Source organism: Microbulbifer variabilis, assembly GCF_052468405.1.
This window is the reverse complement of sequence record NZ_CP174343.1, coordinates 343,013-358,137: the sequence shown is the minus strand read 5'-3', so window position 1 is coordinate 358,137 and position 15,125 is coordinate 343,013. Positions and strand designations below refer to the sequence as shown.

Genomic DNA, 15,125 nt, shown 5'->3' with positions numbered 1-15,125 from the left:
ACGAGGTGTTAGAATTTATAGTTTGCACCAATATATAATCGGCGACCAGAGTAATTATAATAAGTCATCCTGTTTTCCTGTTTCCAGAACCCCTCTGTCTTTTCCTCTGTTAAATTAATAATAGATGCCGTGAAATTGAGGTTTTCATTAAAGGTATAGCTGGCATTAAGATCAAGTTGCCCATAGGCTTTGTCGTACAAATTATATCCCTGATGAAGCCCTCCAGCCCGGTCATCCTTCCAATTGTAAGATGCTCGTACACTATACAAATCGTTTTCATAGTAACCGGAAAGGTTGTATTGATGCTTTGCCGTTCCAGGAATTTCTGCTTCAGTTTCTACACCATTAACAAATACTCCCGAAGTACTAGTGTCAGTGTAGGTATAATTAGCCATTACACCAAAACCACTTTCAAACGCATGTTGTGCAAATAGTTCAACACCTCTAGAAGTTGCCTCAGCACCTCCTGTTTTTGTAGTCATATCGACTTCAATGGGACCATTACAGCAACTGTGCTCACGCAATACGACTTCAGTTGTAGTTATAGGAAGATTGCTAATATCCTTACTAAATAATGTTGCTCCAAGTGCGGAACCATCAAGGTAATACCATTCAATTCCCAGGTCGAATTGATTGGAAAGCATCGCCTCTAGTCCAGTATTTGCGGAAGTACCGGTCCCACGTCCGGTCCAAGAATCCGGTGAATTTATATTTACAGGAGGGCCATATGACTCAGCCTGCCCCAAGTCAGCATAACTGACTCGAGACATAGTTTTTGCTGCAGCAAATCGTAATACCAGCTCATCAGTTAGATCCCAGGCAATATTTAAACTTGGCAGGAAGTTTTCACTATCAGCACTTCTATTATTTGCACTGGTAATATCTGTCTCTTGACCAATAATGTCATCGTATGTCGAGGTAGTTAGGTCTGTATTAACATAGCGGACACCAAGGTTACCCCGGAAAGCCTCCCACTCAAAGTCCGCCTGGGCATAAAGAGAAAATATTTTTTCCTCGATGGTATAGGTACCGGATAACACAGGAACTACAGTCCGGGTGAAATTATCACTCACGTAGGCTTTAAGCGCATCTATATCAAAAGGTAGATAGTTAATAGCCCCGGTATCGCCTGCGCTATTATCGATTACGTCGCTACCAAGTAAGATCGAAGTATCTGGATGAAAATCCGGGTTGTGGAACCATTCTGTACCCGACAACCACCCACGATAACCACCGTTATCCGAGATACCGTCATCCCACAAGAAAGTATCTCTTAGGGACTTTGCTTCATGATCCCGATATTTAGTACCGACATAGACTTTGTTGACTATTCCCCAATTAGTGTCAAACCCCAGGTCAAGCTGATAATAATCTTCTCTGTCCCGATTTTGGGTAGCGTCAGAACTAAACCAATCATAGTATGGATAGGCCTCTTGATCCGAGGTGAGATCTGTAGAGATTTCGTAGCTAGGTTCCCCATCGGCAATAGACCACAGCCAACTATTTACGGAACCATAACGTGCATCCATATTTGCCATGATTCTTTCGGAGACACCACCTTTTGCAGAGCTTCGTCCAATATTTACTGCTGCTGTGTAAGAGTCACCTTCATAAAGAATTTCGAGGTCGAAGGTATGAGATTCTGATTCACCGTAGCTATCCTGCCCGGTCAATTGCGGAGACATTAAACCTCGCTCTACCTCGACACCACCATTGACATCAGCATCTCCCCAGTTATTCGCATTTAGCAGGCCGTTATCACCGTTGCCATAGGTAACTACGGTGTCCCCTTCGAGCTCAACGCCAAAGTAGGGGTTATGGTTATCATTCCATTCAGCTAAGGTGAGGTTCTGACTACGGGTATCGTATCCCAACTGGGAACCGAAATAGTTCAGAGAAAATTCCAAGCGCTCAGTTGGCCGCCATTGAGTGGTAATTTGATAACCATCCCTGGCCCTATCCTGCTCATGATTACCAATACCCATAGCCCTGGGCGCCCAAACATTGTTGTAAACTTCGCCAGTTTCCTGGTCAACAATTGCCGGGCGTTCGGCACCTTCAACCGTGTCTGAGTGGAATCGCCAATGGCTCGCGTAGTTTTCAATAGAGGTTACAGTTCTGTCCTGTTTGGTATAGCCAGCCAGAATACCGAAGGTTTCACTCTCATTTTTCCAGGAGTAAAAAGCACTATACTGCGGCTCCCACTGCTCATTGGTATCTGAATAAGTGGTTTCAGTCGTAATAACGCCCTCTCCAGACTCCATTTCCAGAGGTTTACGGCTGTGCAGAATAACTGTTCCACCAATTCCCCCTTCATCAATTCTAGCTTCTGGGCTTTTATAGACTTCTACCTTGCTGATCATGTTGGAAGGCAACAAAGTGTAATTAAAGCTACGAGATGGTGCTCCTCCATCGGAGGTTGCAATGTAATTTCCATTTAACTGGGTCAAGGTCCACTCAGCACTGGTGCCACGAATACTAACCCTACTACCCTCACCACCACTGCGGGTAATTGTTATTCCCGGTACACGTTGAAGTGAATCTGCAACATTTTTGTCCGGAAACTTGCCTACATCTTCTGCGGTTATCGCATCCACAATGGCATTGGAATCTCGTTTGATCTCCAAGTTTCTGGTGTTACTTTCAAGGATGCCAATTACCTCGATGTGCTCTATCGGCTTATCCTCACCGGAGGATTCTTCTGCATTAGCCATGTTACTAATGATTAGAACAATAGCGGAGGCTATAGTCTTGCGCTTAAGCCCCTTACTCCGAATTTTAACCTTGTTTAGACTATTCTTATTGATTGATTTCATAGCGTCCCAACTTTCTATTCTTTTTATCCGAGATTCAAAAAGTGCCAGCCCCCAAGTGGAGGGCTGACGCAAAACTGTCAGGGGACCCTAAACCCCAAAAAGACAGTTCATTTGTTGAGCACTAAAACCCTAAAAAAAAACCCTGATGAAGAGGTAATCAATACTGGGACACTAATGAAACAAAATCGGCGTCTTAGATTTTAAGAAAAAAATAAACAGTCACAAAAAGCCAAAAATAGTCAGCTAACTGTTTGTTTTTAGGAATAAAAACCTATGTCAAACTTAGGTATAGAATTTTCGGAAATGAATGAAATGGGCGGCTATCAACTCAACAGGAAAGGATAACGCAATACTCTCTCCAGAGTCGCTGAGGGTACTCAGCTTAATTGATCTTTATATATTGGACTGAACTTCATCACGATAATTTGCTGGAAGCTGTCCAAACATGCCTTTGAAGTGTCTACTGAAGTAACTATGCGACGTAAATCCCACCCGATAAGCAATTTCAGATATTGGGCTTTGCGTTTCCACTAACATACGGCGAGAGTTCTCTAATCTGACTTCCCGAACAAATTGCATAGGTGTTTTATCCAGATATTTTTTGAAACGCCGCTCTAATGCACTCACCGATAAACTCGCGGCCTCTGCCAAATCCTCCACTGCAATTGGCTGGCTATAGTTATTTTTTATGTATTCAACTGGCCTTTTAAGTTTGTCCATTCTAGAGAGAGTCTTAACTGTCTCTTTAAGATCTCGAGCTACGCCATAGGTTCCTATGATTTCTCCACTGGCACTCTTTAATGGGCGTTTTGATGTCGTAAACCAAACTAACTCGCCTGTTTTACCAATATTCAATTCCAGCCGATCTGTAATAGTCTCTCCTGCCATCACCCTTTTATCATCACGCATATAGTTTTTAGCGAGATAAGAAGGGGAGAAGTCCATATCTGAGCGGCCTACTACCTGATGCAAGGACCTGCATCCGACATGCTCAATAAACTCCCGGTTACAATGAACCACATAGCCGGATTCATCTTTTACCCAAAAAATAATATCTGATATAAGGTCAAATACTGCAATGATCTGCTGAGTAGAGACTTGCTCTAAAATTGATTCGTACTTCATTATTCTTATCTACATTTTTAGTACTAACCGAAACCCAAGCTTTACTACTGACTAAAAAGCCCTCTTTAAACAATAAACCTAATCTGGAGAACGAAAGTCAGAAAAAGCACTAAAACGCTCCTTCTCTACACTCTCCACGCACTTCACCACCATACTCTGAAATAGTACGTTCAATCTCAAAATACCCTTGCGTACAAAAACCTGTTTCCAACATCTTTTGTTCAAGGGCCCAATCAAAGTAACTTTCAACTCGACGAGTCGAACCCACTTTTCTCACTGACTCATTTTGCGTTCGCCGCTGAGGGCTGGTATTCGCCACAACAGGCGCAGGTATATCACGTCGCTCTCGATTTATGCTGAATGTAAAACGCTTGGCGCCATTGGGGGCGATCTCAGTTTGAAAAGACTCCACCATCCCGGGAATAGGCCCATGGTTAGAACAAGCTGAAAGCAACAAAAAAAATAGTAGACCTGTTATTGTTCTCTGTCTGGGTGGAAATTTGTGAATCCGGGTACTATTCATTCCCATTCTGTCCTCTGAATTTATACACCATTTCAGCTAAAAGGCCTCTCAGCCCCCTTTTTCATCTCTTATTTAAACACTACGGTTTTATTCCCATGGATAAATACCCGCTCCTGCAACACCAATTGCAGGGCCCGGGAAAGTACTAGCTTTTCAACATCTCTACCGGCATCTGCCATAGATTCTGCGGAGTAAGCATGGTCTACATGAATGATATCCTGCTCAATAATCGGCCCTTCATCCAGGTCATCAGTAACAAAGTGCGCTGTGGCTCCAATGATCTTCACACCACGTTCATAGGCCTGCTGGTAGGGCTTTGCTCCAATAAAGGCAGGTAGGAAGGAGTGGTGAATATTGATGATGCGACCGCTATAGCGGGCTACAAAATCAGAAGTGAGTACACGCATATATTTGGCCAGCACCAGGTAATCCGGGTTGTACTCATCTACCAACGCAGCAACCTGTTGCTCATGTGCCACACGATCCATCCCTTCCGCAGGCACGCAATGGAAGGGAATATCAAACTTTTGTACCAGGCTCGCCAGATCAGGGTGGTTACCGATCACTGCTGTGATTTCCACATCCAAGGCACCTGAATAGCATTTCATCAGTATATCCCCCAAGCAGTGAGGCTCACGGGTAACCATCAGCACCAGGCGTTTCTTACGCTCTGTCGAAACCAGGCGCCGCTCAGCACCTTGAGGTAGGGCCATATCCAGATCTTCCAGGAAAGTTGCATCATTGAAGATCCCTTCAAGGGCAGTACGCATAAAGAAGCGCCCCTGTTCCCGGTCTACAAACTCGTCATTCTTGATGATATTGAGCTGGTGCTTGTAGCAAATGTTGGTAATCTTCGCGATCAGCCCCTTATCATCAGGGCAGTCGGTCAGCAGTATCTTCTTTTCCATGGTCGAATTTCAGGCCAAATATCCAGACATCAGACTATACACTATGCCGTCTTATAGATTCAGCGATCCATTTTGGGGAGAACATGGATAAAAACCTTTACGCCGATCATATGGCCACCCTGTGCCGCCGCTACGACGAAATCCTCGAGCAGAGCGGGTTTGAAATCCTCAACGTATTCAGTGGCGCTCCCAGGGTGCAGTTTCTGGACGATAACTACTACCCGTTTAAGGTGAACCCCCACTTTAAGGCACTGGTTCCCATTACCGACAATCCCCACAGCTGGGTTATCTATCAGCGCGGACAAAAGCCAAAGCTTTTGTTCTACCGCCCAGTAGACTTTTGGCACTATGTACCGCCGGCACCCCAGACCTTCTGGAGCGATTTCTACGATATCGAGCTACTGAGCAAGCCGGCCGATGCCCAGGCGTTCCTGAGCCCAGAGAATGCTGCTTTTATCGGTAAGAGCGACAAGCTGCAAGGCTGGTCACTGGGGGAGGAAAATCCGGAGCTTCTGATCAACCGCTTGCACTGGGCCCGCGCTTATAAAACGCCTTATGAGGTCGCCTGCCTGCGTGAGGCGAACCGTATTGCGGTCAATGGGCACCGCGCCGCCGAGCAGGCTTTCCGCAGTGGCGCCAGTGAATTTGAAATCAACCAGGCCTACCTGGGCGCTGCTGGCCAGGGCGAGAACCGTATGCCCTACGGCAATATTGTTGCCCTGAATGAACACGCTGCAATCCTGCACTACACCCACCTGTCTACTGAACGCCTGCCTGAGTCGCAATTGAAAAGCTTCCTGATCGATGCGGGTGCCGACTGCAATGGCTACTGCTCTGATATCACTCGCACCTACGCCTATGCCGATAATGAGTTCGCAGAGCTGGTAACGGCTATGGATGAAAAGCAGTTGCAGCTGGTAGACGGCCTCAAACCTGGCCTGCCTTACCCGGAACTACATCGCCAGTGCCACTTAAACGTGGGAGAGCTGTTGGCCCAATTTGGCATTATCAAAACCTCTGCCGAGAGTGCTGTGGAATCCGGCTTAACTCGCCCATTCCTGCCACACGGTCTGGGTCACTTCCTCGGCCTCCAGGTACACGATGTCGGCGGTCACCAGACCGGCCCCGATGGAGGCACGACACCCCCACCGGCCGAGTACCCGTTCCTGCGTACCAGCCGAACTATCGAGGAGAACCAGGTATTTACCATCGAGCCGGGACTCTACTTTATCGATAGCCTATTGGGAGAGCTAAAAGACTCAGACCTCGCTGCCGAGGTTAACTGGGATAAGGTCGACAGCTTCCGCCCCTATGGCGGCGTGCGCATTGAAGACAATATTGTTGTACACGCATCCGGTAACGAAAACCTTTCTCGCAACCCTTAGTTCATAGGCTAAAGCAATATTGTGAGAGTGCATACAGGTAAGCGCTCTCGCAATACCTTTACGTTACTCCGAAAGTTAAAACATTAAAGAACGCCCTACCGCTCCCGCTTTTCCTCTCGCCGCTTGCGCCCCTAAGCTGCTTGCCCCCTCACCCAAAAGAAGCCAAAGTCCATCACCGGTATTACAACAAGAAAAGGGACAATTCATGAGAAAAAAAACACTGGCAACGCTTATCGCAGCCACAGTTCTAGCCGCAGCCAATAGCGCTTATGCAAAATCAATCGAATATATTTTTTACGATAAAGAGGGCATTGCCGGCTCTGAAATTATTCACCAGGATGGAGCAAAGGTATCTGGTGAATTAAAGCTCAGCTGGAATAACCGCCGCCTAAACCTCAAGGAGAGCTTCACTATCGGTGAGGCGGCAATGCCCGAGCAACTATCCATTGAAGGGATCAGCCCATTTGGTGCTCCAGTCAGCGAAGAATTTTCCCTGGAAAATGGTGTCGCTCGCTGGAAAGGTTCCGATGAACATGGCAGTGCAAAAACTTCCGAAGCTCAATTTTATATTCCCAAGAACAGCACCCTTGCCGTACAGGCGCAATTGGTAAAAGCACTGATTGCCGATGCAGATCAAAATATTGATTTACTGCCGCAGGGAAAAGCACGCCTCCATAAGCTTGATAAAGTGACCCTGCAACAAGGCGAGAAAAAGAAAACGGTCCACCTTTACGGCGTAAGTGGCCTGGGCTTTACCCCAGATCTCGCCTGGTACGATGAAAATGGGGATTTATTTGCCTCCGATGAGGGGGGATGGTTCGCCATCCTGCGCAAAGGTTGGGATAAATCTCACCTCGAAGAACTGAAAACCCGGCAAGTCGCAGCCGCAGACCAGTACCTGCAAGGTATTGCCAAAAAACATACCCACACATCAACCCAACCCATCCTGATCAGCAACGTCAACCTGGTTGATGTTGAATCTGGCAAACTACAGAGAAAGCAGCATGTTCTGATCAAAGATGGAAAGATCGCAAAAATCAGTAAAAAACCGATCAAAGCCAACGGGGCAACCACCATTGATGCCCGTAACCATACGCTGATCCCCGGCCTCTGGGATATGCACGCCCACTTATCCCCTACCGATGGTGTTCTGAATATGGCCGCTGGCATTGTCAATGTTCGCGACATCGGTAATACCCATGAAAGTATCATGCGTATTGAAGGGATGTTTGAGTCAGAGCAAATCATTGGCGGCGACCTATTCCGCGCGGGCTTTATGGACCGGGAAAGCGAAAATGCCATGCGTATGGGCAAGACTGCAGACAGCCTGGAAGAAGCCAAGGATATTGTCGAATGGTACGCGGATCGCGGCTATCAGCAAATTAAAACCTACAGCTCAATGGAGCCCGAGTGGATCGCTCCCTTAGCCAAGCATATCCACGAAAATGGTATGCGTTTGTCCGGTCATATTCCTGCATTTATGACCGCCGAAGAGGCAGTGGACGCGGGCTTTGATGAAATTCAGCATATCAATATGCTGTTCCTGAATTTTATGGGCAAGATAGATACCCGTAAAAGACTGCGCTTTACAGAAATCGGGGAGCACGCCCACGAGCTGGATCTGGATAGCAAAGAAGTGGCTGCTTTCCTGGATAAGCTAGCCAAGAAAGGCACTGTCGTAGACGCAACCACCACCGTATTCAGCTCGATGTTACTGCGCCAACCGGGCAAAGTAGATCCTGAATTTGCCGATATTACCGACCACCTTCCAGTGAATATCCAGCGCGCTTTTATTGGAGCCGAACTGGATGTGAAGCCGGAACACCGGGATGACTACGACCTTTCAGCGGAAGCCCTGCTGGCCATGATGCTCAAGCTACACGAGCACAAGGTCACTATGGTCGCGGGCTCCGATGGCATCCCCGGATTTACCCTGTTACGTGAACTGGAGCTCTATGCCAAAGCCGGTATTCCCAATATTGATGTGCTGCGCACGGCCACCCTGGTACCGGCGCAGGTTATGGGGGCCGACGAGTACACTGGCAGTATTGCGGTGGGGAAAAATGCAGACCTGGTTTTACTGGAGGGAAATCCTCTCGAGGATATTACCGCGCTGCGTCGCACCGCACTGGTGCTCGAGGGGCAGAATATGTATCGCCCAGATGAGCTTTACACAGCCTTGGGTATTAAACCTTTCCACCCTTCAGTGCCATTTGAATTAAATAACACTACTACAGTAGCCAACAAGTCCGAATAAGCGAAAAAAACAGTAGCGGAAAAAACAGAAGCGGAAAAAACAGAAAAGAAAAAACCGGCAATCCAAATGATTGCCGGTTTTTCTACTTATAAATTGACTAAGCCAGTTCTGTACGCACAGTACGCGCAGCCTCTACCATATTCAGCAAGGATGACCCCACCTCAGCCCAGTTACGGGTTTTAAGGCCGCAATCCGGATTTACCCAAAGTCTCTCAACTGGCACCACCTGTGCAATTTTCTTAAGCCGCTCCACCAGCTCACCCCTATCCGGCACATTGGGAGAGTGAATATCGTAAATGCCAGGTCCAATTTCATTGGGGTAACCACCGGCCTTGTCGGCAAAAGCGCTGAGCAGGCGCAGGTCAGATCTCGCAGATTCAATAGTAATCACATCCGCATCAAGGGAAACAATAGCATCCATAATTGCATTGAAATTGCTGTAGCACATATGAGTATGGATTTGCGTTTCCGCTTTCACTTCACTGCAGGTATAGCGGAAACAACCCACCGCCCACGAGAAGTAATCTGCATGTTCTGATTCTCTCAGGGGCACGCCTTCGCGCAGAGCCGGCTCATCTATTTGAATAATACCGATACCCGCCGACTCCAGGTCCAGAACCTCCTCACGCAAAGCCCTGGCAATTTGCAGGCAGCTCTCACTGCGGTGAATATCCTCTCGCGGGAAGGACCAGTTGAGAATCGTTACCGGGCCAGTCAACATGCCTTTTACAGGTTTTTTGGTAAGGCTCTGTGCGTAGCTACTCCACTCCACAGTTATTGCCTGGGGCCGGGAAATATCCCCAAAAATAATCGGCGGTTTTACACAGCGGGAACCATAACTCTGCACCCAACCATTGCCGGTATGCACAAATCCATCAAGCTGTTCACCAAAGTACTCAACCATGTCGTTGCGCTCCGCTTCACCGTGAACCAGAACATCCAAGCCAAGAATTTCCTGCCGCCGGATCGCTTCAGCAATCTCCGCGCGCAAATGCTCCAGATAATCTTTTTCACTGATTTCACTATTGCGATACTGGCGGCGAACCTTGCGCAGTAGATCAGTCTGTGGGAATGAACCGATAGTCGTTGTAGGCAGCAGTGGTAATTGCCAGCGCTCAGCCTGCACGGGAACACGCTCCAGGTAACCCTGTTCACGCCATGTATCCCGTAGCTGTTGGGCAACTGAACCGCTTTTATCACCGCTCTTCAACTCGGTTACGGTCGTACTTACCTCTTGATCTAGAAGACTTTGCAAGTGCACCAGCTCATCCAGTTTTTGGCGAGCGTAGGCAAGTTTTTGCTTTTGCTCCACGGGCAGGGAGATTTCAGTATCCAGGTCTACCGGGCTGTGTAGCAACGAACAACTGGCTGAGATCCACAAGCGATCACCCAGCTTTTCCGCCATTGGCTTCAGGACACGCTGCCATTTATCCAGATCTGCACGCCAGATGTTACGTCCGTTCACCACACCCGCAGAAAGTACCTGCTTATCACCAAGGAGATCGCGGGCGGTATTTAATTCTTCTGGCGCTCGTATACAGTCAATATGCACACCATCCACTGGCAGAGAGAAAGCCAGCTGTAGATTTTCCCGCAGTGGGGAAAAGTAGGTTGCCAGGAGTAAATTCAGGCTGCCAGAATCCGCGCCAATCCCCTTGTGTGCACCAATAAATGCGGAGCGCCATTCTTCTGGCAAGTCCAAACCCAGGATTGGTTCATCGAGCTGTACCCACTCCACACCGAGATCAGCCAGCTGCGAAAACAACTGTGTGTAACACGGCAACAAACTCGGCAACAGGGCCAAAGCGCTATCAACGCCTCTTCCCAACCATAAGTAGGTTAAGGGACCCATTACTACCGGCTTTACTTTATGCCCCTGAACCTGAGCTTCACGCACTTCATCCAACAACCATTCACTATCCAGGGAGAAGGCCTGTTGATCAGTAAACTCCGGTACCAGGTAGTGGTAGTTAGTATCAAACCACTTGGTCATGGCACTGGCCGCAACCGGCTGCCCAGAGGGCGCTCGCCCCCGCGCCAAACGAAAGTACTGATCCAGTTTGTTCTCCGCGGCACCTTCAGAAAAACGATCGCCCACCACACCAAACATCAACGAGTGATTCAGTACCTGGTCATACCAGGCAAAATCTCCCACTGTCACCCAATCCAGACCGGCATCACTCTGTGCCTGCCAGTTGCTACGACGTATTTCCGCTCCCACCTGCAAGAGTTGCTGCTGGGAAATTTCCCCACGCCAGTATGCCTCCTGGGCCTTCTTTAACTCACGATTGGCCCCGATACGGGGATAGCCAAGAATATGTGTCTGCGCCATGTCTCTGTTACCAAGTCCATTCCTGTGAGGGAGCATCGCTCCGTGTATACGGTCGTTCGTGGTAAATCGCCGGTTCCAGATCCCGTCACACACTCCGCGATAATTCAGACTTGATTGTGTCGGCACAGTGTTATTCAATCAATTTCATATTTTTTGCGGTTAACATGAATAAATTTAAAGATGATTGAGCTGCGTCAACTACGTGCCCTTTGCACCCTAAGGGAGACCGGCAGCCTGGTCCGAGCCGCCGAGAGGCTACACCTAACCCAGTCGGCACTATCCCATTTATTCCGGGAAATGGAGGAGCGCCACGATCAGCCGTTATTTGTGCGCAAATCCCGCCCGCTACGCTTTACCAGCGCAGGACTGCGTCTGTTACAGCTCGCTGACGACATACTGCCGCGGGTGGCCGTCGCACAGCGCGACCTGGCCCGGCTCGCTTCAGGCCAGTCTGGCCGTCTCAATATCGCCATTGAATGCCACAGCTGTTATCAGTGGCTGATGCCAACCCTAAATACCTACCGCGACGACTGGCCCGAAGTAGAGCTGGACCTCTGTAGTGGATTTCACTTCGCACCGCTACCGGCACTAGTTCGCGGCGATCTGGATCTCGTGGTCACCTCCAACCCTGATTCAGAGCTGAAAGGTATCCACTACTACCCTCTGTTCAGCTTCGAGATGTGCCTGGCGCTCAGCCGTAACCACCCCTTATTACAAAATGGCAAGCGGCGCTGGGTCACCCCCAATGACCTGGACGGAGAAATACAGATCACCTATCCCGTGGAGCGGGAGCGCCTGGATATATTCCAACATTTCCTCGACCCGGCAGGTGTTGAACCCGCAGATGTGCGTACGGCAGAATTGACGGTTATGATGGTGCAACTGGTGGCCAGTGGCCGTGGTGTCTGTGCCCTACCCGACTGGGCCCTACACGAATACCTGCAAAAAGGATTTATTGCGCAATTGCGCTTGGGGGAAAAGGGCCTCTGGAGCACCCTCTACGCAGCAGTGCGAGAGGAAATACTGGAGCAGGCTTACTTAGCTGACTTCCTACAAACAGCGCGGGATACCTGTTTTTCCCACTTGAAGGGCATTCGCGCTGCCACTGGGGATAAAAACCGACAGGCCGAATTAACCACAGAGACATAACGGGAGCGGGTGCACACACTCGCCACAATTGATAAGCCTCTTCTCGGGCATTGTTTTTACAGGAGATTTACCTATGTCAACATCGAACGAAGGCTGGAATTCAGTCAGCAAGGGCTTGCACTGGTTATTTGTGATTCTACTGCTGGCCGTGTGGGGCGCTGTAGAGCTACATGAGTTCTTCGACCGGGAGGACCCCATGCGCGGCTGGTTTGTACGCCTGCACTTCTCGTTGGGTGTTGCTGTACTGATGCTGTTGGCTGTTCGCCTTTACTGGCGTGCACGTCACAAGCGCCCGGAAATTCAGGGAACTACTTGGCAGAAGGCCATTTCCAAACTGACACACGGCGCCCTATACTTGGTCTTGTTGGCAATGCCAGTATCCGGAATTGCCATGCGCCAGCTGTTTGGCCGGGATACTGAATTTTTTGGTCTCTTCGCGTTGCCACGCCTGTTAGAGAAAAACCCCGATCTGGGCAAGCAGCTCGCCTTCCTTCACAAAGACGTTCTATGGCCGGCACTGTTGGTATTGGTTGGCCTGCATATTGCCGCCGCCCTGTGGCATCACTTTGTGAAGCGCGATACCACCCTGACCCGTATGCTGCCGCAGCGCTAGCACCAGAGAATAGAAAAAGCGATAAACTAAAATGGTTTATCAAATAAAAAACGGCGCCTTCGGCGCCGTTTTTTATAGGGGCTATATTACTCCCCGCTATTCTCCCGCTTGAACTTCGGCTTTCCTTTTGGCTTATCTTTCGACTTACCCTTGGGTTTACCTTTCGGTTTACCCTTGGGCTTTGAGCTCGCCTCATCAAAGCGTGATATCTTCATCGGCTTTCCAGACACACGCACTTTTTTCAGGTGCTGGAAGACTTCTTTTGGCATTCCTTCAGGCAGGTCCACCGTAGTGAAATCCGGGTAGATCTCAATACGACCAATGTAGGAACTATCCAGCTCCACTTCATTGGCAATTGCGCCAACAATACTGCCAGGCCTTACACCATGTTCGCGTCCGATTTCGATACGGTAGCGCTCCAGGCCTTCGTCCGGTGCCGGCAATTTGCGGTCTTTCTCATAACCACCTCGCTTGCGGCCGCGCGCCCCTTCGAAGTCATCATCTCGCTCGCGTCGTTCTCTGCGCTGCTTGGGCTCCTGCTCTTTGATCAACAAAGGCTGATCGCCCTGAGCCATCGCAGCCAGCGCCGCGGCCACATCCAGTGGGTCCACTTCATTTTGTGCCAGGAACTCCTCTACCAGCTGGCGGTAGGGAGCCAGATCAGTTTGGCCTTCCAATGTTGCGGTAATACGTTCACGGAAACGCTGCATACGAGCACTGTTAACCGCCGCCGCGCTTGGCAACTCCAGCTTTTCAATCGGCTTTTTGGTGGCCTTCTCAATAATTCGCAGCATGCGGCGTTCACGCGGTGCAACAAACAGGATGGCATCACCTTCACGGCCTGCGCGACCAGTACGGCCAATACGGTGGATATAGGCTTCGGTATCGTAGGGGATGTCGTAATTGATCACATGGCTGATACGCTTCACATCCAAGCCTCGCGCCGCCACATCAGTGGCCACTACGATATCGAGTTTGCCATTCTTGAGCTTATCGATCACCGCCTCACGCAGGTTCTGTGCCATATCTCCATTCAGTGCTGCACTGGCGAAGCCACGCGCTGCCAGCTTATCTGCGAGCTCCACAGTGCTGTTCTTGGTGCGCACAAAAATAATTGTGGCATCCACTGGCTCAGCTTCCAGAATGCGGGTCAGTGCATCCAGCTTGTGAAGACCACCCACTGGCCAGTACCGTTGGCGAATAGTCTCAGCAGTCTCGGTCTTAACCCGAATTTTGACTTCTACCGGCTCCTGCAGGTGCTCTCGGGCGATACGGGCAATCTCTTTGGGCATGGTCGCAGAGAAAAGGGCAATCTGGCGCTCTTCGGGAATTTGTTCCAATACCCATTGCACATCATCAATAAAGCCCATGCGCAGCATTTCATCGGCTTCATCCAGTACCAGCGTACGTAAGTTGGAGAGGTCCAGAGAACCGCGGCGCATATGGTCCATCACCCGACCTGGGGTTCCCACTATTAACTGTACTCCGCGCTTCAGCTGCTGTATCTGTCCACGGTAGTCGGCACCACCGTAAATCGGTGCTACATGAAAGCCTTTAAGTTTGCCTGCGTAGGCCTGGCAAGCTTCTGCCACCTGGATTGCCAGTTCACGGGTCGGCGCCAATACCAGCGCCTGGGGGCGCCGGTCACTCAAATCTAACTGGGAAAGCAGCGGCAGCGCAAAAGCAGCTGTTTTGCCGGTACCAGTTTGTGCCTGGCCCAGTACATCGCGGCCCTCCATTAAGGAAGGGATAGTCTGCGCCTGAATTGGGGACGGAGTCTCATAACCAAGCTTTTCAATGGCATTGAGGATTTCAGGCGGCAGGCCCAGCTGGTCGAAGCCGGCCGGTTTAGGGGTATCGGTCATTTCGGAATTCACTTGAAGCCAAAGTCCCTATCGAGGGACCGGAGCGGCGGGTCAAAAGGCCGCGCAGTCTAACAGGTTAGTCGATTTAGATCAGCCTATTTTTTAAACAAAGGGTGACCAGTGCAACTGAAAGCCTTTAGGAGATGCCGTAT

At 49.5% G+C, this 15,125-nt stretch carries 9 protein-coding genes; 4 read left to right on the top strand and 5 right to left on the bottom strand.

Going from position 1 to position 15,125, the window contains the following annotated elements:
* Positions 1-8: 8 nt before the first annotated feature.
* From ACJJJB_RS02015 to purU, 3 genes are all read right to left on the bottom strand, one after another.
* Positions 9-2,816: a TonB-dependent receptor gene (locus ACJJJB_RS02015; RefSeq protein ID WP_445365629.1), complete on the bottom strand. Its 2,808-nt coding sequence runs from the start codon at positions 2,814-2,816 to the stop codon at positions 9-11.
* A 393-nt stretch (positions 2,817-3,209) separates the two neighbouring features.
* On the bottom strand, positions 3,210-3,941 hold the full coding sequence (locus tag ACJJJB_RS02010) for an AraC family transcriptional regulator (protein ID WP_020412128.1): 732 nt from the start codon (positions 3,939-3,941) through the stop codon (positions 3,210-3,212).
* A 591-nt stretch (positions 3,942-4,532) separates the two neighbouring features.
* Positions 4,533-5,372, bottom strand: a complete 840-nt coding sequence (purU, locus tag ACJJJB_RS02005; protein ID WP_444945571.1) for a formyltetrahydrofolate deformylase — start codon at positions 5,370-5,372, stop codon at positions 4,533-4,535.
* An 83-nt stretch (positions 5,373-5,455) separates the two neighbouring features.
* Here purU and pepQ point away from each other — a divergent pair, with 83 nt between their 5' ends.
* Positions 5,456-6,757, top strand: a complete 1,302-nt coding sequence (pepQ, locus tag ACJJJB_RS02000; RefSeq protein ID WP_444945572.1) for a Xaa-Pro dipeptidase — start codon at positions 5,456-5,458, stop codon at positions 6,755-6,757.
* Positions 6,758-6,962: 205 nt separating this feature from the next.
* Positions 6,963-9,014 (top strand): amidohydrolase family protein, encoded by a 2,052-nt coding sequence (locus ACJJJB_RS01995; RefSeq protein ID WP_445365628.1) that lies wholly within the window; start codon positions 6,963-6,965, stop codon positions 9,012-9,014.
* 97 nt (positions 9,015-9,111) lie between these two features.
* Here the strand turns inward: ACJJJB_RS01995 and metE are convergent, their stop codons facing one another.
* Positions 9,112-11,346: a 5-methyltetrahydropteroyltriglutamate--homocysteine S-methyltransferase gene (gene metE / locus ACJJJB_RS01990; protein ID WP_445365627.1), complete on the bottom strand. Its 2,235-nt coding sequence runs from the start codon at positions 11,344-11,346 to the stop codon at positions 9,112-9,114.
* A gap of 180 nt (positions 11,347-11,526) precedes the next feature.
* Between metE and ACJJJB_RS01985 the strand changes: the two genes are divergently transcribed.
* Positions 11,527-12,495 carry a LysR family transcriptional regulator gene (locus tag ACJJJB_RS01985; RefSeq protein WP_020412122.1) on the top strand — a complete coding sequence of 323 codons (969 nt, stop codon included), beginning with the start codon at positions 11,527-11,529 and terminating at the stop codon, positions 12,493-12,495.
* 73 nt (positions 12,496-12,568) lie between these two features.
* Positions 12,569-13,108: a cytochrome b gene (locus ACJJJB_RS01980; protein WP_445365626.1), complete on the top strand. Its 540-nt coding sequence runs from the start codon at positions 12,569-12,571 to the stop codon at positions 13,106-13,108.
* Positions 13,109-13,194: 86 nt separating this feature from the next.
* Here ACJJJB_RS01980 and ACJJJB_RS01975 read toward each other — a convergent pair whose 3' ends face one another.
* On the bottom strand, positions 13,195-14,973 hold the full coding sequence (locus ACJJJB_RS01975; protein WP_020412120.1) for a DEAD/DEAH box helicase: 1,779 nt from the start codon (positions 14,971-14,973) through the stop codon (positions 13,195-13,197).
* Positions 14,974-15,125: the final 152 nt, after the last annotated feature.

Excerpts from the sequence above, each read along its gene's own strand:
- ACJJJB_RS01975 (WP_020412120.1), bottom strand. The coding sequence starts at position 14,973 with ATGACCGATACCCCTAAACCGGCCGGCTTCGACCAGCTGGGCCTGCCG.
- ACJJJB_RS01995 (WP_445365628.1), top strand. The coding sequence starts at position 6,963 with ATGAGAAAAAAAACACTGGCAACGCTTATCGCAGCCACAGTTCTAGCC.
- ACJJJB_RS02015 (WP_445365629.1), bottom strand. The coding sequence starts at position 2,816 with ATGAAATCAATCAATAAGAATAGTCTAAACAAGGTTAAAATTCGGAGT.
- ACJJJB_RS01980 (WP_445365626.1), top strand. The coding sequence starts at position 12,569 with ATGTCAACATCGAACGAAGGCTGGAATTCAGTCAGCAAGGGCTTGCAC.
- ACJJJB_RS01985 (WP_020412122.1), top strand. The coding sequence starts at position 11,527 with ATGATTGAGCTGCGTCAACTACGTGCCCTTTGCACCCTAAGGGAGACC.
- metE (WP_445365627.1), bottom strand. The coding sequence starts at position 11,346 with ATGGCGCAGACACATATTCTTGGCTATCCCCGTATCGGGGCCAATCGT.
- ACJJJB_RS02010 (WP_020412128.1), bottom strand. The coding sequence starts at position 3,941 with ATGAAGTACGAATCAATTTTAGAGCAAGTCTCTACTCAGCAGATCATT.
- purU (WP_444945571.1), bottom strand. The coding sequence starts at position 5,372 with ATGGAAAAGAAGATACTGCTGACCGACTGCCCTGATGATAAGGGGCTG.
- pepQ (WP_444945572.1), top strand. The coding sequence starts at position 5,456 with ATGGATAAAAACCTTTACGCCGATCATATGGCCACCCTGTGCCGCCGC.